The following is a 22,954-nucleotide window of genomic DNA, read 5'->3' on the forward strand; positions in this document are numbered from 1 at the left end:
CAGAGGAGGTTGCAGCGAATGTGCCAACTTTGAATTAAATCAAAAAACCTTGTTTTTCAGGCACTTGCGTCAGGAAGGATTTTTACGTTATCGTGCAAACTGCAAGGTGGGGCCTGGTGCACGATGCATTTTGCGTGATGGACATCACAGTTTGGCGGGGCGTACAACCTTTGACATCATTTTGCCCATTAATTCCGTCTTGGGCCCTTATTTACAGTGGCTGTTGACCGGGGGTTTAACGGTGAGGAACACTGAACCCACTGTTCAGCTGGAGCCTGTAATGTCCGAAACTACTCAACCGCAGGTCATGACCGATGACGAAGCCGCCGAATTTGCCGCTCAGGTATTCGATGTAGCGCGCAACGGCGATGCCGACACATTGCACAAGCTTCTTGAAAAGGGCCTGCCCGCCAACCTGCGTAATCAGAATGGCGACACCTTGCTGATGCTGGCCAGCTACCACGGCCACCTGGCCGCTGCCCGGGTGCTGCTGGAGGGTGGCGCCGATGCCAACATCCCCAACGACAAGAACCAGCTGCCACTGGCGGGTGCGGCCTTCAAGGGCAACCTCGACATGGCACAGCTGCTGGTGAGCCATGGCGCTCTGGTGAACGGCGCCGCGGCCGATGGCCGTACCGCCCTGATGATGGCCGCCATGTTCAACCGCACCGCCTTCGTGACCTATCTGCTGGAGCAAGGGGCGGACCTGCATGCCCGCGACATCGCCGGCGTTGACGCCCTCGGCGCCGCCCGTGCCATGGGCGCCCAGGAAACCATTGCCCAGCTGTCTTCGCTGATGTAGGCCGTGGGGAGCGGCGGGGGCGGCCCCCCAGGTGAGCCAAAATGCTATGCTTCGCCGCTTTGCCACCCAGTCGAACCTTCCATGCAAAGCCTTTTGACCGAACTCATCACCTGCATCAGCTCCGGCTGCATGACCGAACAGGACATCGCCCGCATCGCCTCCGAGGCGGCGCAAGCCTACGCTGACCCGGATGCGTTTTTGGCGGCGAACCCGGATATCAACTACGACGACAGCTTCCCGATCCCGCTTGGCGAATGGGTGGTAGTGGGTAGCCTCCCCGATACCGTGCTGTTCCAGGCGGACAGCTATCAGGAGCTGCTCGAAGAGATCATCGGGTCTTTCGGGCCAGACGTGCCGTTCAATATCAAGCCCAAGCAACTGGCGAAAGTCGAGCCGCTGGTTGCGCTCAACCGGATTCAGATCCAGCTCTCCAGCATGAACCGCGAGATGGGCGGCTACGTGCTGCTGAACTTCAGCCGAGTGCTGGATACCGAGCTGCAGGCGGTGCTGGTTTACAAGAACGATCTGGAGCGCGTGCTTTCCCTGTGCGAACAGGCCTGCATTCATGCGGCGCCAGCGCTGGAAGCACTCAAGGCGAGCGCTGCCACGTCGTAACGGAACCGCAGCCGCGGGAAGCGACCTAACGGCGGTACGTTTCCCGCGGAGTGGATCATGGGCGCAACCTTCAATGGCCTGTTCGGCCTAATCGTTCTGGCCCTGGATATCTGGGCGATTCTTCACGTTCTCAAAAGCGGCGAGGAGGTGGGCATCAAAGTGCTCTGGATTCTGCTCATCGCCATTGTGCCGGTGCTGGGGCTGATCATCTGGGCGATCCTCGGCCCACGGGGAAATGTTCGCTAAGATCTGCCGTTCGCCATGCCGGCGCCTACGTCGTAGAATGCGCCCCTTTCTTGCGGCGGCCACGCGCCGCTGTCGATTTGCAGGGGGCATGCATATGAACGAATACCAGGAAACCCTATACGAAGGTTACGGCCAGCGTTTTCGCATGGAGAAGCTGCTGCACGAGGTGCGCACCGAGCATCAGCACCTGGTGATCTTCCAGAACCCGGTAATGGGCCGTGTGATGGCGCTGGATGGCGTGATCCAGACCACCGAAGCCGACGAATTCATTTACCACGAAATGCTCACTCACGTGCCGATCTTCGCCCATGGCGCGGCGCGTCGGGTGTTGATCATCGGTGGTGGCGACGGCGGCATGCTTCGCGAAGTGGCCAAGCATCCCGGTGTTGAACACATCACCATGGTGGAAATCGACGGCACCGTTGTGGAGATGTGCAAGGAATTCCTGCCCAGCCACTCCAGCGGCGCGTTTGAAGACCCTCGCCTGAACCTGGTGATCGACGACGGCATGCGCTTCGTGGCCACCACCCAAGAGAAGTTCGACGTCATCATTTCGGACTCTACCGACCCCATCGGGCCGGGTGAAATTTTGTTCACCGAAAACTTTTATCAGGCATGCCATCGTTGCCTGAACGAAGGCGGGATTCTGGTCACTCAGAACGGCACCCCCTTCATGCAGCTGGATGGCGTACGCACCACCGCTGGCCGCTTGCGCGGGCTGTTCACCGACTGGCACTTCTACCATGCGGCGGTTCCCACCTATATCGGTGGGGCAATGACCTTCGCGTGGGGCGCAACCCGGCCTGAATACCGCAAGCTGCCGCTGGAAACCCTGCGCGCTCGCTTCGCCGGCAGCGGCATCGTCACCCGTTACTACAACCCGGAGATCCACGTTGGCGCGTTCGCGCTGCCGCAGTACGTGCTGCAGGCTGTGAACAAGCCGAGCAACGATTGAACGGCAAAGGTTGATCGGGTTTTGCTGACCCTGCAGGCGCGCCACGACAACGGGCGCGCGCCTGCACGGAATTTTCACCTGTTTCACCGCAAAATCCGCGCCCGTCTCGCTTCTTAATCGCCCACCTGTACGGATACCTGACGAAACATGGCCACCCTGGATGCTCAGAGCCCGGAACGCGCGAGCACGCGCTCACTGCGCCCTTCCTTGAAATCCCACCTTGCCTACACGCTGCTCAGCGGCCTCGCCATCATGGTGCTGCTCAGCGGCCTGCGCGCTGCGCTGCTGGCGTATAACCTCGAGTCCGCAGGCGACGCCTCCACGTCCGCCTTGGTCGAAGCCTTCCTCAACGGCCTGCGCTTCGACCTTCGCCTTGTGGTGTACCTGCTGGTGCCACTGCTGCTCGCCATTCTCAGCGCCAGGGCAATGGCGGCGCGGGGCGTGTTCCGGGCGTGGCTCACCATCACCTCCAGCTTGGTGCTGTTCGCCGGGTTGCTGGAAATGGACTTCTACCGCGAGTTCCACCAGCGCCTCAACGGGCTGGTGTTCCAGTACGTGAAGGAAGACCCTAAAACGGTCATGAGCATGATCTGGTACGGCTACCCGGTGGTGCGCTACCTGCTGGCCTGGGCCCTGGTCACCTGGCTGCTCAGCCTGGTGTTCAAAGGGATCGACCGTATTACATGGCCGCGTGGCGCTGTGGTAATGGCGCGGGCCAGCGCCCCTTGGTACGGCCGCATTGCAGTGTTCGTGGTCGTGCTGCTGGTAGCCGTGGTTGCCGCGCGCGGCACGCTGCGCCAGGGCCCGCCGCTGCGCTGGGGTGACGCCTACACCACGGATTCGAACTTCGCCAACCAGTTGGGCCTCAACGGTACCCTCACGTTGGCGACAGCGGCGAAGAGCCGGATGTCGGAGGACCGCGACAACATCTGGCAAGCGACGCTGCCCCAGGCCCAAGCCACGCGGACCGTGCGCGACATGCTGGTAACCGCCAACGAGCGCCTGGTAGACACCGACACCGCCGCGGTTCGCCGGGTGTTCACCCCACCTGCCGGTAATACCTTGCCGATCCGCAACGTGGTGGTGATCCTGCTGGAGAGCTTCGCCGGGCATTCGGTAGGTGCCTTGGGCAGCGATGCCAACATCACGCCTTACTTCGACAAGCTCAGCAAGGAAGGCCTGCTGTTCGACCACTTCTTCTCGAACGGCACCCATACCCACCAGGGCATGTTCGCCACCATGGGTTGCTTCCCGAACCTGCCGGGCTTTGAATACCTGATGCAAACCCCGGAGGGTAGTCACAGGCTGTCCGGCTTGCCGGCCATGCTCAGCGCCCGGGATTACAACGACGTGTACGTGTACAACGGGGACTTCGCCTGGGACAACCAGTCGGGCTTCTTCAGCAACCAAGGCATGACCACCTTCATCGGCCGCGATGATTTCGTGAATCCGGTGTTCTCGGACCCAACCTGGGGCGTGTCCGACCAGGACATGTTTGCCCGCGGCAACGAAGAGCTGGACAAGCTGACCGCCCAGGGCAAGCCGTTCTATGCCTTGTTGCAATCGCTGTCCAACCACACGCCGTACGCGTTGCCCAAGGACCTGCCGGTAGAGCCTGTAACCGGGCGCGGCAACCTGGACCAGCACCTCACCGCCATGCGCTATTCGGATTGGGCCCTGGGGCAGTTCTTCGAGAAAGCCAAGCAGTCGCCGTATTACAACCAGACGCTGTTCGTGATCGTGGGTGACCATGGCTTCGGCAACGAGCGCCAGCTGACCGAGATGGACCTGAGCCGTTTCAACGTGCCCTTGCTGTTGATCGCCCCTGGCATCCAGGACAAGTTCGGTGCGGTCAACCACACCGTTGGTACCCAGATCGACATCGTGCCCACCATCATGGGCCGCCTGGGTGGCGAGGCGCAGCACCAGTGCTGGGGCCGGGACCTGCTCAACCTCCAACAGGGTGACCAGGGCTTCGGCGTGATCAAGCCTTCGGGCAGCGAGCAGAGCGTGGCCATCGTGACCGGCGACCGCATCCTGATCGAATCCCGCGACATGGAGCCTAAGCTCTACCGCTATACCCTGGGCCACGACCCCAAGGCTGAGGTCATCCCGGAAACCGCGGACGTTCCTGCACTACGCAACAAGCTCGACGCGTTCATCCAAACGGCCACCAAGAGCCTGATGGACAACACCGCCGGCGCGGTGCAAAGCAAAACCGAGTAAAACCCGCGCTCGAGTAAAACAAACCCCTGCTGATGAGCAGGGGTTTGTGCTTTCCGGGGTTCAGCTTGCTGGTGATTCACGCTGTGGGACCCGGCGAAGCCGGGGAAGGGTCACGCCACAGCTCAGGCGCCGTGGCACTTCTTGAATTTCTTGTTGCTGCCGCAGGGGCAAGGGTCGTTGCGGCCTACATCCTTCAGGGCGTTGCGCACGGGCTCCTGCGGCTCATGGTTGCAGTGTGGGCCGTGTACATGGCCGTGGTCATGTGCGTGATGATCATGGTCGTGGTCATGGTTGCAATCCGGGCCATGCACGTGAGGTTGTTGCGACATTTCTACTACTCCGAAAGCAAGCCTGCGGGGGTGATTTCACCCGTTCGCCGCAGGGAAAGGTTGTGGCCGAATAATACCCCGGTGCGCAGTTCCCCCTCCAGCCGATACTGCAGCGGGCGGTCCGGGTGGCGCAGTAATTTCGCCAGCGGCTTGAGGTGCTCCCAAAGGTTGGTTCGCACGTCCACCACATGAATGGCGCGGCTGTGGGCGCGTACACTGAACCAGCTGTCATCCTCACCTTCAGCCAGCAGCAGCCCTTCCAGGCTCACCTTATAGCTAAGCCCCCGGATGGGAAGATCCTCATCATTGGGGTTGTCGATCACGAAATGCAGGCGAAAGCGCTGCTCCAGCAGCTTGGCCTTCACCACCTCAACCTGTTTGAGATGCACTTCGGGATCGTCATAATTGCCGGTAAGCCAGGTGGAGCAGCCTCCAAGCCCAAGCATCAGGGCCAGCAGAAACAACCGTAGCGTGTGGTGCGCGTATCGCATCTACTGCCTCCGGTGGAATGTGCACCCGCCCGAAAACCCCGGTCGCGGATGCTGGTGCGAGGCTACCCTGTCAGGAAACACCGTGCCCAATTGAAGGAGAACATAACATGGCGCTGTACGAAATTGCCTTCAGCGGCGAATGCCTGCCCGGTACCTCCGTGGAAACCGTGAAGGCTAACGTCGCGCAGTTGTTCCGTGCCGACGCCGAGCGCGTGCAGCTGTTGTTCTCGGGCCGCCGGCTGATCCTCAAAAGCCAGCTGGATGCTGCGGGTGCGGAGCGTTTCCGCCAGGCCTTGGAACGCGCCGGGGCGGTGGCCGAAGTGTGTGCGATTGAACCTGTCGAAACGGTCGACCTGGCACCGCCGCCCGCTGCGGCGCCTGCTCGTGGCCCAAGGGCCAAGGTGACGCCGCGGGATAATTACATGGCGGCCTTTGTCGACGTGGACGCTCCGGCGTACGACATCGCCGAAGCCGGCGCAAGAATGCAGCCTGAAGCCCCGCCCGCCGCAGCGCCCAGGGTAGACCTCAGCCAGATGAGCCTGGCGCCGGTGGGGGCAGACCTCGGCAGTGGGAGTAGTACCCAGCCCGCGCCGCCGCCTCCGGATACCTCGCACCTCAAGCTCGCGCCGTAGGGGGCTCAGCCCCTGAGATAACCCGCGCAGCACTTCTTGAATTTCTCCCCGCTTGCACACGGGCACGGGTCGTTCCGGCCACTGCTCAACGGCACGGTAGGGTCGATGAAATACCAACGGCCGTCGTTCTGCACGAATGCCGAACGCTCGCGGTGGCTATGCTCCCCCTCGGCGTCATACCAGCGGGCGGTGAAGGTCACGAACGCATGCTCAGGCTTGCCCCCGATCACCTCGGCGTTCTCCACCTCCAACCCCAACCAGGTGGCCTGCGCGCTCCATGCGGCCATGGCTTCGCGATTGAGCCCGGCCTGCTGGGCGGGGAGGGTAGTCGCGATCAGGTAATCGACCAGGCCTAACACGTAGGCGGTGTAGCGCGAGCGCATCAAGCGCTGGGCGTCCGGCGCCGAGAAGTCCCCATGGAAGCGCCCGCAACAGTCATCCAGAACGCTTCCGCTGCCGCATGGGCATACCGCTATCATTTTGTTTACCACCAGTATTTACCGAAGTGCTGCGGGTTGGCCCAGAAGCGAGCGTTGAGCCAATCCGGTGCCTGTTTGTATTCACGTAGATCATAGGTGAACAGCCCCAGCGTTTGCTCCCCCCGCTTGAACGTGGCGGCTTTTTGCAAGGCCAGGGCATAGAAGTCTGTTTCGCGCCAAGGGCTGGCGGCGAGGTCCGCCAGTACTGCCAGCCGGCTCGCGTTCAGGTTGCGAATACCGCCCAGCAGCTCCTGCCCGGCGCGGCGATCCAGGTGTTCCAGGCAGTCCACCACAACCGCCAGGTCGAAGCGCTCCGCAGCCAGTTCCGCCGGTAAAGCCCCCGGCAATGCGAAGCCCAGCTGCGTGTTCGGGTGGGCTTCGATAAAGGCATCCAGCGCCGGAAACCTGCTGGCGGCGACCACCAGCAGGCGCGCAGGCTGCTGCGCATCGAGCAGGGCGGCAAGCGCTTCCTGGGGGGTATGGGTCGAAACGGTCATTGCTTCAGGTCCTTTTTCTAGAAACAAAGACTAGCCTTCCGGAACCTTAACGCCTAGTGCGCAATCAATCTGCCTGTATTACGGCAGAGTGAACTGCCTTGGGCTTTAATCCATATACCGGCAGCAGCCGGAGACACAGGAGTTTCAACGATGAGAATGATCGTGCGGGCACTGTTGCCCGTTCTTCTGGTCAGCAGTGTTCTCAGCGGTTGTGCTTCGCGCAGTGATGGTACTGCGCCGCTCAACCAAGGGAACTGGCCCATTTGCAGTGCCATCGGGGGTGTAGCAGGAGCGGGGCTGGGCGCGCTGGAAAGCGGCGCGTGGGCGGCCGGCGGTGGTTTGGCCGGCGCTATTGCGGGGGGATTGATCTGTTACGCACATGACGGTGACGAAGACGGCGACGGGGTATTCGACCGCCGTGATCGTTGCCCGGGCACACCGCCACGCACGCCAGTGTCGCACAACGGTTGCCCGCTTCCGGCAGCGCCGGCGCCAGCGGCCGTGGAGCCACCTGCACCACCACCACCGCCCAAGGAAGAAGTGATTACCTTGAGCGATGCCGGTGACGTGCTGTTCGAGTTCGACAAGTCCAACCTGACGGCCGAGGCCCAGAGCCAGTTGACCGGCTTGCTGGATCGGTTGAAGGCGGCGGACATTGTAAGCGTGAAGGTAGACGGCCATACCGATAGCGTAGGTACGGATCGCTACAACCAGGGGCTGTCTGAGCGCCGCGCTGCCAGCGTGGTGACCTTCCTGACCGAGCACGGTGTATCGCAAGCCAAGCTCAGCAGCGAAGGCTTTGGCGAAAGCCGGCCGGTTGCCGATAACGGCACCTCGGAAGGCCGTGCACAGAACCGCCGTGTAGAGCTGCACCTGAACCGCTGAGGGGACGCCTCGCGGCTTTTTTAGTAGAGTGGAGTGCTCTACTGGATACGCCGCGAGGCTTTGCTCAATGACTTCACCCGCCGGGCTTGCCGTCGGCATCGCCAAAGCCCTTACACTGGTGTTCTGGTGGCTGGTGGTGCTGAACCTGTTGTCGCCTTTTCCAAAGCCTTTTTCGGCCTGGGTCAACCTTGCCGGGGCCTTCCTGCTATTGCTGCATATCGCCGAAATGTTGATCTTCAACCGGCGGCTGCAGTCCCGCTCGCACCGTTGGCTGGACCGTACGCAAATTCTGTTGCTGGGTATTTTCCATCTCCACTCTGTTCGAGAAGCGGCAGTGGTTTCCAAACCCTGAGCGGCTTGCCCGAACTGGCGCAAAAGCTGCATCGCCTCCAACATTCGCCGGGTTTCCGTCGCGGCTTTCGGAGAGAACGATGCAAAGGTTGTGTGTAGTAGTGATGCTGCTGATGTTGGGCGGGTGCATGAGCGTCAGCGACATGGGCGTGGTGGCTCGGGACCAGCTCAGCGATGCCGGTGTGCTCGACCATAGCCAGACCCGCCGTTCCACCAATTTCCGGCTGCAGCCCGACTCGTTCATCTACATCGCCCAGGGCGCGTTCGTACCGCCAGGTGGCGCCTACCCGCGGCCCAACGTCGTGGCTGAAGAGGCCTTCCGTGGCTTCGTGGAATACTTCCCCATGGTTCGCCGCGCGGAACAGCCTGAAGGGCTGGAGCAAGCCTTGAGCGAGGCACGGGGCGTGGGCGCCCACTATGTGCTGTACACCCGGTTCGCCCGTGCCGATGACCGCATCGGTAACCTGGAGGAGTGGTCTGACCAGGAGGCCGTCGATCGCCTGGGCATCGACAGCGGCGTTGTACAGGTGATGCTGATCGAAACCAGCACCCGCTACCTGATCGATACCGCGACCATTCGCAGCCGCGGTGGCTTGCTCACCCTGCACAACAACAAGCCGGAAGATTTGCTTGGCCCACCGTTCGAGGACTACGCTCAGCGCTTGTTGGGAATGAGCCAGTAAGGAGGCGCCATGAGCGGCGCGGCAACGGTCAATGATTTGTTGGGTCAAATTCCCAAGGCGAAGGGGCTGCCCCCGGTTCATTTGTGGAACCCGGCCTTTTGCGGCGACATCGACATGCGCATCGCCCGCGATGGCACCTGGTATTACCTGAGTACGCCGATCGGGCGCAAACCGATGGTTCGGCTGTTCTCGACCATTCTGCGACGGGATGAGGACAAATGGTTCCTGGTGACCCCGGTGGAGAAAGTCGGGATTACCGTGGAAGACGCGCCCTTTGTGGCGGTCATCCTTGAGGCTGAAGGGGAAGGCGAGCAGCAACGCCTGCACTTTACCGATAACGTCGAAAACCGTTTTACAGCTGGGCCCGAGCACCCATTGCGGGTGATCACCGACGGCGTTACCGGCGAACCGGCACCTTACATCATGGTGCGGGGCAACCTCGAAGCCTTGATCCACCGCAACGTGTTCTACCAGTTGGTGGACCTGGCCATTACCCGAGAGGTGAATGGCCAGCGCCTGCTGGGGGTATGGAGCGACGGCGAGTTCTATTCTCTCGGCGAAGCCCCGTAACCGTCAGGGCTTGGCCACGTGCCATACCCCGCCCTTGTTATCGCCACCGGCCTCGCCTGGCTTGGCGTCGTTCTTCCAGGTATACAGCGGCTTGTCTTTGTACGCCCATTGCTGGCGGCCATCGTCGCGCTTCACCAGCGACCAGTCGCCTTCGGCCTTGGCGCCATCCTCGGCCACGAACGCCGGCCAGTTTTCCACGCATTTGTCATTGCACATGGACATGCCGGTCATGTCCTGGTCGTAGGTGTACAGCACCTGGCCTTTACTGTCGGCCAGTACAGGGCCGCTGGCGGTGTTCGCCGTAGTGGCGGGGCCAGCGGCTTGCGCCGTGCCGGCGAGGCAGGCAAGGGCGAGCAGGGCGGAAATACCGATACGTTTCATGAAAGGCTCCTGTTGTGTGAGCGGGCAAGGCATGCGCCGCGGTTGGCGCGGCCTGGCTTATGATTCCCGCCTGAGGGGCAGTGCACAACAGAAAAACGCGGCGGTCCGTTAACGTTTTCGTTGGAAAACCGCGTTTCAGTAGTGTTTTCGCGAGGCCGGTAGCGTTTTCGATTCCTTTTACGGGGTCGCGCCGCCGCTACATCGATGACTCCGCTACTCGCAACGAAAAAACCCGCCACGAAGGGCGGGTTTTTGAGATTCAAAGGCGAGCACGGCAGCCTTTGAACTATTGTTTGGCTCCGCGACCTGGACTCGAACCAGGGACCCAATGATTAACAGTCATTTGCTCTACCGACTGAGCTATCGCGGAACAACGGTGGCTATCTTACTGATAACGTTGAGGAAGTCAACGTTGCCTGAAGCCGGGGTGTGTAGGAGTCGGAACCGGTTCGCCGGCTGCGCCGACTCCTACACGCGGAGCATTGAAGGCGTTACAACACCTTGATGATCGCCTCGGTCACGGCGCCCAGGTTGCTCTGGTTAAGCGCCGCGGCGCAGATGCGGCCGGTGTCCAGGGCATAGATGCCGAACTCGTTACGCAGGCGATGCACTTGTGCAGTGGTCAGGCCCGAGTAGGAGAACATCCCGCGCTGTTGCTTGATGAAGCTGAAGTCCTGCGCGGCGCCCGAGGCAGCCAGGCGATCCACCATGCCCACGCGCATGTCGCGGATACGGCTGCGCATTTCTGCCAGTTCCGCTTCCCACATGGCCCGCAGCTCCGGGCTGTTGAGCACGGTGGCCACGATCATCGCGCCATGGGTAGGCGGGTTGGAGTAGTTGGTGCGGATCACTCGTTTGATTTGCGATAGCACGCGGGTGCTCTCGTCTTTCGAAGCGGTGACCATCGACAGCGCGCCCACGCGCTCGCCGTACAGCGAGAAGGACTTGGAGAACGAGCTGGACACGAAGAAGGTGAGGCCTGCCTCGGCAAACAACCGTACTGCTTCAGCGTCCTCGGGGATACCGTCGCCGAAGCCCTGGTAAGCGATGTCCAGGAACGGCACATGGCCCTTGGCGCGAACCACGTCCAGCACCTGTTGCCAGTCTTCACGGGTAAGGTCTACCCCGGTCGGGTTATGGCAGCACGCATGCAGTACCACTACCGAGCCGCTTGGCAGCGCGTTCAGGTCCTCCAGCAGGCCGGAACGGTTCACCCCATGGCTGGTCGCATCATAGTAGCGATATTCGCGTACCGGGAAGCCGGCGGTTTCAAACAGGGCGCGATGGTTTTCCCAGCTTGGATCGCTGATTGCCACTACCGCCTCGGGGCGCAGGCGCTTGATGAAGTCGGCACCCAGCTTGAGCGCGCCGGTGCCACCTACGGCCTGCACGGTGACCACACGGCCTTCGGCCAGCAACGGCGACTCGGCACCGAACAGCAAGGTTTGCACGGCCTTGTCATAGGCGGCGATGCCGTCGATCGGCAGGTAACCACGGGCGGCATGTTGGGCAACCCGTGCCTGCTCCGCTTCGATGACCGCGCGAAGCAGCGGGATCTTGCCTTCTTCGTTGTAGTAAACGCCTACACCCAGGTTGACCTTTTCAGGCCGGGGGTCGGCATTGAAGGCTTCGTTGAGGCCGAGGATAGGATCGCGGGGCGCCAATTCAACAGCGGAAAACAGGCTCATTAGGGACCGTGGCTCTGTAGAGGAGAGTGAAAAAATCCGCACCAACGCGGTGCGCCAACGGTCGATGAGTATAGAGAGGGTTGCGCATGTTCGCGACAGCTAGTGTCCGATTTGTTCGTTTTTTTTTACACCCGTTAACACTGGGAGTCGTGCCTTACCCTTCAGTTGTGTGTAACGCGATTTGACGACTTGGATAGCACCCCAGTACTGTTTATGGATACAGCCCTGCGGGGCGATTGAGGTAGCCCATGTCCGAATTCCAGCTTGTGACCCAATACAAGCCCGCTGGCGACCAGCCTGAAGCCATTCGCCAATTGGTGGAAGGCATCGATGCAGGCCTCGCTCATCAGACGCTGCTGGGTGTGACCGGGTCGGGCAAAACCTTCAGCATTGCCAATGTGATCGCGCAGATAAAACGCCCTACGCTGGTACTGGCGCCCAACAAAACATTGGCGGCGCAGCTTTACGGCGAGTTCAAGGCATTCTTCCCGAACAATGCCGTGGAATACTTCGTTTCCTACTACGACTACTACCAGCCCGAGGCCTACGTGCCGTCGTCGGACACCTTCATCGAGAAGGATGCCTCGATCAACGACCACATCGAACAGATGCGGCTATCGGCAACCAAGGCGTTGCTGGAGCGCAAGGACGCGATCATTGTGACCACGGTCTCGTGCATCTACGGCCTGGGTAGCCCGGAAACCTACCTGCGCATGGTGCTGCACCTGGACCGGGGTGACCGCTTCGACCAGCGCGAGCTGCTGCGGCGGCTGGCCGAGTTGCAATACACCCGCAACGAAATGGACTTCGCCCGCGCCACCTTCCGCGTGCGCGGCGACGTGATCGACGTGTTCCCGGCCGAATCCGACCTCGAAGCCATCCGCATCGAGCTGTTCGACGACGAAATCGAAAATATCTCGTCCTTCGACCCGCTCACCGGTGAGATCATCCAGCGCCTGCCGCGCTATACCCTCTACCCGAAAACCCACTATGTAACCCCTCGGGAAACCATCGTCGGGGCCATCGAAAAGATCAAGGTGGAGCTGGAAGAGCGGCTGGAATACCTGCGCGGCGCCAACAAGCTGGTAGAAGCCCAGCGGCTGGAGCAACGCACCCGGTTCGACCTGGAGATGATGCTGGAGCTGGGCTACTGCAACGGCATCGAAAACTATTCCCGCTACCTCTCCGGTCGGCCCGCCGGCGCGGCGCCGCCCACGTTGTACGACTACCTGCCGCCTGAAGCGCTGCTGGTGATCGACGAATCCCACGTGAGCGTTCCGCAGGTCGGGGCGATGTACAAGGGTGACCGGTCACGCAAGGAGACCCTTGTGGAGTACGGCTTCCGCCTGCCTTCCGCGCTGGATAACCGCCCCATGCGGTTCGAGGAATGGGAGGCGATCATGCCGCAGACCATTTTCGTCTCCGCTACGCCCGGCCCGTATGAGCAGGAGCACGCCGGCAGGGTGGTGGAGCAGGTGGTTCGCCCCACCGGCCTGGTAGACCCGCAGATCGAAATCCGCCCGGCCTCTACTCAGGTGGACGACCTGCTTTCCGAAATCCGCAAGCGCGTGGCGCTGGATCAGCGGGTACTGGTCACCACGCTCACCAAGCGCATGTCCGAGGACCTCACGGACTACCTCGCCGACCACGACGTGCGGGTGCGCTACCTGCACTCGGACATCGACACGGTGGAGCGGGTGGAGATCATCCGCGACCTGCGCCTGGGCACCTTCGATGTGCTGGTAGGGATCAACCTGCTGCGCGAGGGCCTGGACATGCCGGAGGTGGCCCTGGTGGCCATCCTCGATGCCGACAAGGAAGGCTTCCTGCGCTCGGAGCGCTCGCTGATCCAGACCATCGGCCGCGCCGCGCGTAACCTCAACGGCCGGGCGATCCTCTATGCCGACAACATGACCGGCTCCATGGAACGGGCCATCAACGAAACCGAACGGCGACGGGAAAAACAGATCGCCTTCAACGAAGCCAACGGCATCGTGCCCAAGGGGGTTGTGCGCGACATCGCCGACATCCTCGAAGGCGCCAACATCCCCGGTGGCAAGAGCAAGAAGCGCAAAGGCATGGCCAAGGCCGCCGAGGAAAGCGCCAAGTACGAAGCCGAGCTGCGTAGCCCGAGCGAGATCAACAAACGCATCCGCCAGCTGGAAGAGAAGATGCTCCAGTTCGCCCGAGACCTGGAGTTCGAAGCTGCCGCGCAAACCCGCGATGAAATCGGCAAGCTGCGCGAGCGGTTGCTGGCGGTGTAACCTGCGGGTGCGCTGGCAGGGGTCGAAGGAGCCGATATGATCAAACTCGTAGCGATAGGGATGGTGGCGCTTGCCTGTATCCCCCCTGCCCAAGCGAGCACCCGCTGCGGCAGGGAACTGATCAATCCTGGCGCCAGGCTGGATGAAGTGCTGAGCCGCTGCGGGCCACCCGCGGCGCAGGCCAGCCAGCCCCCCGCGTTGTGCCCAAACGGGGTGCCGCGAAAAGGCGCGACCAAAACCGATGTACTGGTATACGGCCCCAACGGCGGCGCCTGGAAGTACTGGCGCTTCCAGAATGACGTGCTGATACGCGTGGATACCCGCCGGGAAGCGCCTGACGGTAACCTTCTTTAATCTGGCCTGACCTCTTCGCGAGCTGCGCCGGATGGCCGGCCCCGCCGCTTCCCACGGGATAGGCTGATCGGCCGGCGTTCGCGTTTCTGTATCCCCTTGGGGCCACCCGCCCAGCCTGCTACCATTCCCTGCTTTGTACTGTCCTGTCCGAGAGCCCTCCATGAGCACCGTTCGCACCCGAATCGCGCCTTCGCCCACTGGCGACCCCCACGTTGGCACGGCGTACATCGCCCTGTTCAACTATTGCTTCGCCAAAAAGCACGGCGGTGAATTCATCCTGCGGATCGAGGACACCGACCAGCTACGTTCTACCCGCGAATCCGAACAGCAGATCTTCGATGCCTTGCGCTGGCTCGGTATCGAATGGAGCGAGGGGCCGGACGTCGGTGGCCCGCACGGCCCGTACCGTCAAAGCGAGCGTGGCGAGATTTACAAGCACTACGCCCAGCAGCTGGTAGACGCCGGCCATGCCTTCCCGTGCTTCTGCTCAGCCGAAGAGCTGGACCAGATGCGCGCCGAGCAAATGGCCCGTGGCGAAACCCCGCGCTATGACGGCCGTGCCCTGTTGCTGTCCGCGGAAGAAGTGCAGCGCCGCCTGGCCGCAGGCGAGCCTCATGTGATCCGCATGAAGGTGCCGAGCGAAGGCGTGTGCGTAGTGCCGGACATGCTCCGTGGCGACGTGGAAATCCCGTGGGATCGCATGGACATGCAGGTGCTGATCAAGACCGACGGCCTGCCCACCTACTTCCTCGCCAACGTGGTGGACGATCACCTCATGGGCATCACCCACGTGCTGCGTGGCGAGGAGTGGCTGCCCTCCGCGCCCAAGCTGATGAAGCTGTACGAGTACTTCGGCTGGGAGCAGCCGCAGCTGTGCTACATGCCGTTGCTGCGCAACCCGGACAAGTCCAAGCTTTCCAAGCGCAAGAACCCCACCTCCGTCACTTTTTACGAGCGCATGGGCTTCATGCCTGAAGCTATGCTCAATTACCTGGGGCGCATGGGCTGGTCCATGCCGGACGAGCGTGAGAAGTTCTCCCTCGACGAAATGGTCGAGCATTTCGACCTGTCCCGCGTATCGCTAGGCGGGCCGATCTTCGATATCGAGAAACTGTCCTGGCTCAATGGCCAATGGCTGCGCGAGTTGCCGGTCGAAGAGTTCGCCGCGCGCGTGCGCAAATGGGCCTTCAATCAGGATTACCTGATGAAGATCGCACCGCTGGTACAAGGCCGGGTCGAAACCTTCAGCCAGGTCGCGCCCCTGGGTGGTTTCTTCTTCGAGGGCGGCGTGCGACCGGATCCCGCCCTGTTTGCTTCCAAGAAGCTGACTCCGGATCAGGTTCGCCAAGTGATCCAGCTCATCCTCTGGAAGCTGGAAAGCCTGCGCCAGTGGGAGAAGGACCGTATCACCGCCTGCATCCAGGCCGTAGTAGACGCGCTGCAGCTCAAGCTGCGCGATGCCATGCCGCTGATGTTCGCCAGCATCACCGGCCAAGCGAGCTCGGTGTCGGTGCTGGACGCCATGGAAATCCTCGGCCCGGACCTCACACGCTACCGCTTGCGCCAGGCGCTGGACCTGCTGGGTGGCGTATCGAAGAAAGAAAACAAGGAATGGGAAAAGCTGCTGGCTGACATTGGCTGACGGCCTGGGCTTGCGACCACGGAAGGGAAGGGCGCTGCGCTTGCGGCCCCTTTACCCCGTAAATTCGAGGCGCAGGCCCTAACCCTTTGAATGCCGGGAATAATTTTTTAAAAAATTCTGAAAATTAGTTTGACAGGGTAGGGGTGTCGTCTTAATATGCGCCCCGTCCACGACATGGTGCTGAAACAAAGCGCCGCGCTGTGGGGCTATAGCTCAGCTGGGAGAGCGCTTGCATGGCATGCAAGAGGTCGACGGTTCGATCCCGTCTAGCTCCACCAAATTCCTCGCCCCAGGTGTTGTAAACCTCGGGCAGGCCGGTTACCAGACCGGCCGGAAAGAAGGTCTGTCCCCTTCGTCTAGTGGCCTAGGACACCGCCCTTTCACGGCGGTAACAGGGGTTCGAGTCCCCTAGGGGACGCCATTTTCACCTGTATCGCTTCGGCGGTACACGCCGCCAGGCGTAAAATCGGGGCTATAGCTCAGCTGGGAGAGCGCTTGCATGGCATGCAAGAGGTCGACGGTTCGATCCCGTCTAGCTCCACCAATTTGCCAGGGCCTGCTACGGCAGGCCTGCTCGAAGGTTTGCGTCCCCTTCGTCTAGTGGCCTAGGACACCGCCCTTTCACGGCGGTAACAGGGGTTCGAGTCCCCTAGGGGACGCCACGTTTACCCCGATCTCCGGGAATCAAGGCTCATTCGATTATTGAATGGGCCTTTTGTTTTTCCGGCCCTATGGTGAGCGCAGGAGAGCATATGAACTGGGATCTGCCGTCACCCTTCACCCTCGACCTCCGTGTCAGCGCCGACGATATCGACGGGCTCGGCCACGCCAACAACGCCGTCTACGTTACCTGGCTCGAGCGCTGTGCCTGGCGGCATTCGGGCTATCTTGGCCTGGACCTTGTCGAATACCGCCGGCTGGATCGCGCCATGGCTGTATTGCGTCACGAAATCGACTACCTGGCCGCCGCTTACGAAGAAGACGAACTGGTAATGGGCACCTGGATCATCGACTGGGACCAGCGCCTGAAGATGAACCGCCGTTTCCAGCTCATTCGCCCTTCCGACGGCGCTACGCTGTTGCGTGCACAAACCACCTTCGTATGCATCGAGCTATCGACTGGTCGCCCCAAGCGCATGCCGAGCGAATTCATCGACGGCTATGGCTGTGCCATCCAGCCGGCCCCTGCCACACCTGAGAACTGAACCTATGCAACTCGCCCTGGCGCCTATGGAAGGGCTGGTCGATAACATCCTGCGCGACGTGCTCACCCGTGTGGGCGGCATCGACTGGTGCGTGACCGAGTTTATTCGCGTCTCGGACCGCGCCCTCCCGCCGTCGTCCTTCCTCAAGCTGGCGCCCGAGTTGTCCCATGGCAGCCAGACCCGCGCTGGTACGCCGTTGCACGTTCAGCTGCTGGGCTCTGATCCTGTGCTGCTAGGCGACAGCGCTGCCGTGGCCAGCGAGCTGGGCGCGCCGGTGATCGACCTGAATTTCGGTTGCCCGGCCAAAACGGTGAATCGCTCTCGCGGGGGCGCTGTGTTGCTCAACGAGCCCGAGTTGTTGCACGCGATCGTCAGCGAAGTGCGCCGCAGCACCCCCTCGCACATTCCCGTCACAGCGAAAATGCGCCTGGGTTACGCCAGCCCCTCCAGCGCCATGGACTGCGCTCGCGCGTTGGCCGATGGTGGCGCGGAGCGCATCGTGGTGCATGCCCGTACCAAGCTGGAAGGCTACAAGCCTCCGGCCCATTGGGAATGGGTGGCGCGGGTGCAGGATGTGGTAAAGGTGCCGGTGTATGCCAATGGCGAAATCTGGACCGTAGAGGATTGGCAGCGCTGCCGTGAAGTCAGCGGCGCGCAGCACTTCATGCTGGGGCGCGGGCTGGTGTCCCGGCCCGATCTGGCCTTGCAGATCGCCGCAGCGGCGCAAGGCAAGGCGGTAGTGCCCATGACGTGGGACGACCTGCTGCCCCTGCTGCAAGACTTCTGGCTGCAGGCCACCGCCAAGCTTTCGCCCCGTTATGCCCCAGGCCGGTTGAAGCAATGGGTGGCCATGCTCACCCGCAGCTATCCGGGCGCGGTAGAGCTGTTCACGGCCCTTCGGCAGGAGACCAATTGCACGCGCATCAGCGAAATGCTTGGCCTCGAGGCGCCTGTAGCTGCGTAAAAAAAGCCGACGAACGGTCTTGAAAGCGTTAAGCGAGCCCCTATCTGTTAGGTACGCGATGCCGAAGTCGGGTCGCGGAATCAACTACTCGCTGAAATCTCAGGAGATCGTCATGAGCACTGCATTTTCCTTGGCACCACTGTTCCGTCATTCCGTTGGCTTCGATCGTTTCAACGATCTGTTCGAATCGGCGTTGCGCAATGAGTCGGGTAGCACCTACCCACCCTACAACGTCGAGAAGCATGGCGATAACGAATACCGCATCGTCGTGGCCGCGGCAGGCTTCCAGGAGCAGGACCTCGACCTGCAGGTCGAGAAAGGCGTGCTGACTGTCACCGGCGGGAAGAACCGCGAGGGCGACACCAGCAGCATCACCTACCTGCACCAGGGCATCGCCCAGCGGGCCTTCAAGCTGTCCTTCCGCCTGGCGGACCATATCGAGGTCAAGGCGGCCGGCCTGCAGAATGGCTTGCTGAACATTGACCTGCTGCGTGTAGTGCCGGAAGAGGCCAAGCCAAAACGCATCCCGATCGGTGGTACGCAGCCTGTGCTGGAACATTGATCGCTCGACGCGAGAAGTGAAAAGGGGCGCCTGGTGGGGCGCCCCTTTTTTATTGGCTGGCGCATGGTGACTGTAGGACTGGTTGGAGCCGTAGGCGGAAACCGGGAACAGGTAGGCCACGATACCCAGCGGGCCCTGTTCGCAGGCTTCGCCTGCTCCTACGCGCCCACCAGTAGCTCCTTGAATTGCTCCAGCGGCACCGGGCGGCTGTACAAGTAGCCTTGGTAGTAATGGCACCCCAGCCGGTCGAGGAAATCCAGTTGCTCGCTCAGCTCCACACCTTCGGCAATCACGGTCAGCTCCAGGCTACGGGCCATGGCCACAATAGCGCGGATGATCTCGGCATCGTTGGGGTCGTGGGTGCAATCGCGTACGAAGGACTGGTCGATCTTCAACGTGTCCACCGGCAACCGCTTGAGGTAGGTGAGGGACGAGTACCCTGTGCCGAAATCATCCATCGCAAAGCTCACGCCCAGCTTTTTCAGCGCGCGCATCTTGCTGATGGTGTCCTCCAGGTTCTGGATCACGATGCCTTCGGTGATTTCCAGTTTGAGCAGGCTACACGGCAACTGGTTGTGGCTGAGGCTGCGCTCGATGCGCGCGACGAAATCGGTTTGGCGGAATTGCCGCGGGCTGATGTTCACGCACAGGCTGAATTCGCTGGCACTGATCAACCCGGCCTGCAGCAGCCTGGCGCAGGCGCCGCAGGCTTCGTCCAGTATCCAGTTGCCCACATCCAGGATCAGCCCGCTTTCTTCCAGCACCTGAATGAACTGCGCCGGCGATTGCTGCCCCAGTTGCGGGTGCATCCAGCGCAGCAGCACCTCGGCACCGATGATGTGGTTATCGCGCGCGTCCACCTGAGGCTGGAAATGCAAATGCAGTTCGCCTCGGCTGAGGGCCAGGCGCAGGTCGTTTTCCATGCGCAGCCGCTCGCTGGCGGCTTTCTGCATGGCGCTATGAAACATCTGCGCGGTGTTACGTCCCGAGTCCTTGGCCCTATAGAGGGCGATGTCCGCGCGTTTTAACAGGTCCGCCGGGCTGGTGCCGTGGTCCGGGATAAGCGCCATCCCGATGCTCGGTGTCACGCGTAGCCGATGGCCGTCGAGCGACATTGGCTCGGCCAGCAGTTCGCGCAGCGTATCGGCCAGGGCGCGTACCTCGGCGGTGACCTCGCTGCGGCTGCCTTCCAGCCCGCCCACCAGGATCACGAACTCATCCCCACCCAGCCGCGCCACCGTGTCCTCCAGCCGCACGCTGGCTTCCAGCCGGGCGGTGACAATCTTGAGCACCGTATCGCCCACGGGGTGCCCGAGCGAATCGTTGATGTGTTTGAAATGGTCGAGGTCGAGGAACAGCAGCGCGCCGCGCTGGTTGTAACGCTTGAGCAGGGTCACTTGCTGGCTGATGCGGTCCATCAGCAACGCCCGGTTGGCCAGGTTGGTGAGGGGGTCGTGGTAAGCCAGGTGCTGGATCTGCGCCTGGGCGTTCTTGAGCTGGCTTACATCGCGCGCTGTCATCAGCATGCATGGGGTGTTGTCGAGCGTGATGGGTTCCAGGGTGATTTCGAGGATCAGGGGCTCGCCCGTCTTGCGCCGTGCGATGATTTCTCGATGGCGAACGCGGGCGAAGCGCCTCAGCTCCTCCTTGAGCATCGCCTGTTGATGCTCGTCACTCCACAGCCCCAGCTCCTCGGCGGTGCGCCCGATCACTTCGCCTGTGGTCCAGCCGAAGGTTTCGCAGAACGTAGGGTTCGCTTCCACGAAGCGGCCCGTGGCCTGCTCGCTCACACACACCGGGTAAGGGCTGGCCTGGAACAGCCGCACGAATTTATCTTCGGAATGCAGCAGCCGTTGCTCTCGCTCCACCTGGTCGGTGATGTCCAGCAGCGTGCCGGCCATGCGCAGGGGCGCGTGGTCTGTATCGCGGTGCAGCCGGGCGCGGGTTTCCAGGTAGCGGATAGCCCCTTGGCCTGCGTCCACGCGGTAGGTCATTTGATACTCGCTGCCACCCCCGGCGATCAGTTGCCGATACAGGTGGCGCATGGCCCGGCGGTCTTGTGCATTGATCTGCCGGAAGAACGCGGCAAAGCTTTGATGGAAGGGCGCGGCGGGCAGCCCGTGCAGTTGGGCGGCCCGCGGCGAGCCATAGAGCATGCCGCTGGGGATGTGCCAGTCCCAAGTGCCGAGCCGGGCGGATTCCAGCGCCAGGTCCAGGCGTTCCTGGCTGTCTTTGAGCAATTCTTCGGCGCGAATGCGGTCGCTGGTGTCCACGAAGGTGCTGAGCAGGAACGCGCGGCCGTCCAGGTCGATGTTCTGGCTGCAGAGGATGCCTTGGCGCAATTGCCCGGTAGCGGCGCGCAGGCGCACTTGCGTGATGATCGGTTCGTTGCTGGCAAGCGTCGCCAGCATCAGCTCTGTGCGTTCCGGTGGGTCGGCCCAGAGCGCCAGTTCCTCAGTGGTTTTGTTGATCACCTGGTCGGCCGGCCAGCCGAGCACCTTTTCAAAGTGGTGGTTCACTTCGTAGATCAACCCGTCACTGCGGCGGGTGAGCATCACCACGTTCGGGCTGAGCTGGAACAGCGTGGCGAAGCGTTTTTCCGACGCGATCAGCGCAGCTTCACGCTCGCGCTGTTGAGTGATCTCACGTACCACACCCACCATGTGCGGGCGGCCGTCGCGGCCGCTGACCAGGCTGCCGCTGATTTCTATCCAATGCAGGCTGCCGTCCGGCCAGCGAATCCGGTGGCGCATGGCCTGGTCCAGCGGTTCGCCGCGCAGCACGGCCTCGAAGGCTTGCAGGGTGCGGGCCTGGTCTTCCTCGGGCAGCAGGTCCAGGTAGTCGATATCCTGTGCAAGCCGAACCTGGGGGTCGAAGCCGAACAGGGCCTGGGTGCTTCGGGACCAGTTGATCACCCCTTCCTCGATGTCCCAGTACCATGCGCCCAACCGGGCGCCGTTAAGCGCTGCGAGCAGTTGCGATGCACTTTCCCACAACGCTTCCGCTTCCCGAGGGTCAGCCGCCTGTATTCGCGGCAAACGGGCACGTGCTTTGAGGCTCTTGGGCATGAGGCCGGGCTTCCTTGATCGGGCAATTGCCTGTGTCTGTCAATCAGAGACAGTTTCTGCTTCCAGTAATGCCATGAACGCGCGCGCGGCGTTCGAGAGCGTTCTTTCCGTATGCACGATGTAGCCTAGCTTGCGGTTCAGCTGCACGCCCGGAAGTGACAGCCTTGTCACCTGGTCATCCAGCATGGTGCGCGGCAGCACGCTCCAGGCCAGCCCGATGGACACCATCATCTTGATCGTTTCCAGGTAGTTGGTACTCATGGCGATGTTGGGAGTAAGCCCCTGTTCCTGGAACAAATGCCGAACGATGTGGTGGGTAAAGGTGTTGCCGCCCGGGAACACCGCCGGGTGGCGGGCGATGTCTTCCAGCGATACCTGTTTTTGGCGCGCCAGCGCATGCTCGGGCGCGGCTACCAGGTCCAAGGGGTCGTCCCAGATCTGCACGGCCTTCACCAGCCCATACGGCTCGGGTGCCAGGGTGATCACCGCCAGTTCGGCTCGGCCATGGAGAATTTCCTCGTAAGCCACTTCGGAATCCAGAAACTGGATATCCAGCGCCACGTTGGGATAGCGACGAGTGAAGGCCCTTAATAAGGGCGGCAGCCGGTGCAGGCCAATGTGATGGCTGGTCGCCAGGGTCAGCCGGCCGGTGACTTCGCCGTTGAGGTTGCTCAAGGCCCGACGGGTGTCGTCCAGCACGTTGAGAATCTGGTAGGCCCGTGGCAGCAGGGCCCGCCCGGCCTCGGTCAGGCTCACCTCGCGGCCCAGCCGATCGAACAGCCGAGTATTGAGTTGGGCTTCCAGCCCGGCGATACGTTTGCTGATAGCCGGCTGGGTGAGATGAAGGCGCTCGCCTGCATTAGAGAAGCTGCCGGTTTCGGCCACACTGATAAACGCGCTGAGGTTTGCCAGATCCACGCGGTGAAATTCCTTGTTGTTATCCAGAACATAAAAATTATGAATTTGAGTTATTCAATCTAACGCCATAGCATCTCTATCACAAGCAGAGGCACCTCAATCGAGCAGCGACAAAACGCCGCCATGCCACTGCCACAAGTCATAGCC

The 22,954-nt window shown here is 61.8% G+C and carries 24 protein-coding genes and 5 tRNA genes; 20 read left to right on the forward strand and 9 right to left on the reverse strand.

Annotated elements, in window-relative coordinates; all coding sequences use genetic code 11:
- The first annotated feature begins 280 nt into the window (after positions 1 to 280).
- The 5 genes from LG385_RS03855 (at position 281) to LG385_RS03875 (ending at position 4,844) form a co-directional block, all read left to right on the forward strand.
- Positions 281 to 802: an ankyrin repeat domain-containing protein gene (locus LG385_RS03855; protein ID WP_225772558.1), complete on the forward strand. Its 522-nt coding sequence runs from the start codon at positions 281 to 283 to the stop codon at positions 800 to 802.
- Between the two features lie 81 nt (positions 803 to 883).
- Positions 884 to 1,417 carry a hypothetical protein gene (locus LG385_RS03860; RefSeq protein ID WP_225772560.1) on the forward strand — a complete coding sequence of 178 codons (534 nt, stop codon included), beginning with the start codon at positions 884 to 886 and terminating at the stop codon, positions 1,415 to 1,417.
- Between the two features lie 57 nt (positions 1,418 to 1,474).
- Positions 1,475 to 1,663 (forward strand): PLDc N-terminal domain-containing protein, encoded by a 189-nt coding sequence (locus LG385_RS03865; protein WP_225772563.1) that lies wholly within the window; start codon positions 1,475 to 1,477, stop codon positions 1,661 to 1,663.
- Positions 1,664 to 1,757: 94 nt separating this feature from the next.
- Positions 1,758 to 2,618: a polyamine aminopropyltransferase gene (speE, locus tag LG385_RS03870; RefSeq protein ID WP_225772565.1), complete on the forward strand. Its 861-nt coding sequence runs from the start codon at positions 1,758 to 1,760 to the stop codon at positions 2,616 to 2,618.
- A 147-nt stretch (positions 2,619 to 2,765) separates the two neighbouring features.
- Positions 2,766 to 4,844, forward strand: coding sequence for an LTA synthase family protein (locus LG385_RS03875; protein WP_225772567.1), 2,079 nt, complete (start codon positions 2,766 to 2,768; stop codon positions 4,842 to 4,844).
- Between the two features lie 122 nt (positions 4,845 to 4,966).
- Here the strand turns inward: LG385_RS03875 and LG385_RS03880 are convergent, their stop codons facing one another.
- A complete protein-coding gene (locus LG385_RS03880; protein WP_181111635.1) occupies positions 4,967 to 5,173 on the reverse strand; it encodes an SEC-C metal-binding domain-containing protein in 207 nt (68 codons plus the stop codon).
- A gap of 5 nt (positions 5,174 to 5,178) precedes the next feature.
- A complete protein-coding gene (locus tag LG385_RS03885; protein ID WP_225772569.1) occupies positions 5,179 to 5,664 on the reverse strand; it encodes an LEA type 2 family protein in 486 nt (161 codons plus the stop codon).
- Between the two features lie 107 nt (positions 5,665 to 5,771).
- Between LG385_RS03885 and LG385_RS03890 the strand changes: the two genes are divergently transcribed.
- Positions 5,772 to 6,296, forward strand: coding sequence for a hypothetical protein (locus tag LG385_RS03890; RefSeq protein WP_225772571.1), 525 nt, complete (start codon positions 5,772 to 5,774; stop codon positions 6,294 to 6,296).
- A 5-nt stretch (positions 6,297 to 6,301) separates the two neighbouring features.
- Here the strand turns inward: LG385_RS03890 and LG385_RS03895 are convergent, their stop codons facing one another.
- Both LG385_RS03895 and LG385_RS03900 read right to left on the reverse strand, forming a co-directional pair.
- The gene (locus LG385_RS03895) at positions 6,302 to 6,775 is read right to left on the reverse strand and encodes a YchJ family protein (RefSeq protein ID WP_225772573.1); all 474 of its coding nucleotides are present in this window, start codon (positions 6,773 to 6,775) and stop codon (positions 6,302 to 6,304) included.
- A 5-nt stretch (positions 6,776 to 6,780) separates the two neighbouring features.
- Entirely contained in the window at positions 6,781 to 7,272 is a 492-nt protein-coding gene (locus LG385_RS03900) for a DUF6231 family protein (RefSeq protein ID WP_225772575.1), read from the reverse strand.
- A 150-nt stretch (positions 7,273 to 7,422) separates the two neighbouring features.
- Between LG385_RS03900 and LG385_RS03905 the strand changes: the two genes are divergently transcribed.
- The 4 genes from LG385_RS03905 to LG385_RS03920 all read left to right on the forward strand — a co-directional run bounded on the left by LG385_RS03905 (position 7,423) and on the right by LG385_RS03920 (position 9,761).
- Positions 7,423 to 8,157, forward strand: coding sequence for an OmpA family protein (locus LG385_RS03905; protein ID WP_181111640.1), 735 nt, complete (start codon positions 7,423 to 7,425; stop codon positions 8,155 to 8,157).
- A gap of 67 nt (positions 8,158 to 8,224) precedes the next feature.
- Complete coding sequence (locus LG385_RS03910; protein ID WP_181111641.1) at positions 8,225 to 8,509, forward strand: DUF1145 domain-containing protein; 285 nt, start codon at positions 8,225 to 8,227, stop codon at positions 8,507 to 8,509.
- A gap of 79 nt (positions 8,510 to 8,588) precedes the next feature.
- On the forward strand, positions 8,589 to 9,191 hold the full coding sequence (locus tag LG385_RS03915) for a DUF4823 domain-containing protein (protein WP_181119893.1): 603 nt from the start codon (positions 8,589 to 8,591) through the stop codon (positions 9,189 to 9,191).
- A gap of 9 nt (positions 9,192 to 9,200) precedes the next feature.
- Positions 9,201 to 9,761: a DUF1285 domain-containing protein gene (locus LG385_RS03920; protein WP_225772577.1), complete on the forward strand. Its 561-nt coding sequence runs from the start codon at positions 9,201 to 9,203 to the stop codon at positions 9,759 to 9,761.
- A gap of 3 nt (positions 9,762 to 9,764) precedes the next feature.
- On the opposite strand, the gene LG385_RS03925 is transcribed toward LG385_RS03920, so the two are convergent.
- The 3 genes from LG385_RS03925 to LG385_RS03935 form a co-directional block, all read right to left on the reverse strand.
- Positions 9,765 to 10,142, reverse strand: a complete 378-nt coding sequence (locus LG385_RS03925; RefSeq protein WP_225772579.1) for a hypothetical protein — start codon at positions 10,140 to 10,142, stop codon at positions 9,765 to 9,767.
- A 294-nt stretch (positions 10,143 to 10,436) separates the two neighbouring features.
- Positions 10,437 to 10,512 (reverse strand) — tRNA-Asn (locus tag LG385_RS03930).
- Positions 10,513 to 10,633: 121 nt separating this feature from the next.
- A complete protein-coding gene (locus tag LG385_RS03935; RefSeq protein WP_225772581.1) occupies positions 10,634 to 11,830 on the reverse strand; it encodes an amino acid aminotransferase in 1,197 nt (398 codons plus the stop codon).
- A 248-nt stretch (positions 11,831 to 12,078) separates the two neighbouring features.
- Here LG385_RS03935 and uvrB point away from each other — a divergent pair, with 248 nt between their 5' ends.
- The 10 genes from uvrB (at position 12,079) to LG385_RS03985 (ending at position 18,821) form a co-directional block, all read left to right on the forward strand.
- Entirely contained in the window at positions 12,079 to 14,094 is a 2,016-nt protein-coding gene (gene uvrB, locus LG385_RS03940) for an excinuclease ABC subunit UvrB (RefSeq protein ID WP_225772583.1), read from the forward strand.
- 36 nt (positions 14,095 to 14,130) lie between these two features.
- Positions 14,131 to 14,448, forward strand: a complete 318-nt coding sequence (locus LG385_RS03945) for a DUF2845 domain-containing protein (protein WP_225772586.1) — start codon at positions 14,131 to 14,133, stop codon at positions 14,446 to 14,448.
- 160 nt (positions 14,449 to 14,608) lie between these two features.
- Positions 14,609 to 16,090 carry a glutamate--tRNA ligase gene (gene gltX / locus LG385_RS03950; RefSeq protein WP_225772588.1) on the forward strand — a complete coding sequence of 494 codons (1,482 nt, stop codon included), beginning with the start codon at positions 14,609 to 14,611 and terminating at the stop codon, positions 16,088 to 16,090.
- A 202-nt stretch (positions 16,091 to 16,292) separates the two neighbouring features.
- Positions 16,293 to 16,368, forward strand: a tRNA-Ala gene (locus LG385_RS03955).
- 67 nt (positions 16,369 to 16,435) lie between these two features.
- Positions 16,436 to 16,511 (forward strand) — tRNA-Glu (locus tag LG385_RS03960).
- A gap of 47 nt (positions 16,512 to 16,558) precedes the next feature.
- Positions 16,559 to 16,634 (forward strand) — tRNA-Ala (locus LG385_RS03965).
- A gap of 42 nt (positions 16,635 to 16,676) precedes the next feature.
- Positions 16,677 to 16,752: transfer RNA gene (locus tag LG385_RS03970), tRNA-Glu, on the forward strand.
- A gap of 90 nt (positions 16,753 to 16,842) precedes the next feature.
- Positions 16,843 to 17,295, forward strand: a complete 453-nt coding sequence (locus tag LG385_RS03975) for an acyl-CoA thioesterase (RefSeq protein WP_225772590.1) — start codon at positions 16,843 to 16,845, stop codon at positions 17,293 to 17,295.
- A gap of 4 nt (positions 17,296 to 17,299) precedes the next feature.
- Positions 17,300 to 18,259, forward strand: a complete 960-nt coding sequence (locus LG385_RS03980; RefSeq protein WP_225772592.1) for a tRNA dihydrouridine synthase — start codon at positions 17,300 to 17,302, stop codon at positions 18,257 to 18,259.
- 112 nt (positions 18,260 to 18,371) lie between these two features.
- Positions 18,372 to 18,821, forward strand: coding sequence for an Hsp20 family protein (locus LG385_RS03985; protein ID WP_181111652.1), 450 nt, complete (start codon positions 18,372 to 18,374; stop codon positions 18,819 to 18,821).
- Positions 18,822 to 18,979: 158 nt separating this feature from the next.
- Here LG385_RS03985 and LG385_RS03990 read toward each other — a convergent pair whose 3' ends face one another.
- The gene (locus tag LG385_RS03990; protein WP_225772594.1) at positions 18,980 to 21,889 is read right to left on the reverse strand and encodes an EAL domain-containing protein; all 2,910 of its coding nucleotides are present in this window, start codon (positions 21,887 to 21,889) and stop codon (positions 18,980 to 18,982) included.
- 39 nt (positions 21,890 to 21,928) lie between these two features.
- Positions 21,929 to 22,807 (reverse strand): LysR family transcriptional regulator, encoded by an 879-nt coding sequence (locus tag LG385_RS03995; RefSeq protein WP_225772596.1) that lies wholly within the window; start codon positions 22,805 to 22,807, stop codon positions 21,929 to 21,931.
- Positions 22,808 to 22,954: the final 147 nt, after the last annotated feature.

The organism is Pseudomonas sp. Marseille-Q5115, assembly GCF_916618905.1.
Taxonomy (GTDB): domain Bacteria; phylum Pseudomonadota; class Gammaproteobacteria; order Pseudomonadales; family Pseudomonadaceae; genus Aquipseudomonas; species Aquipseudomonas japonica_A.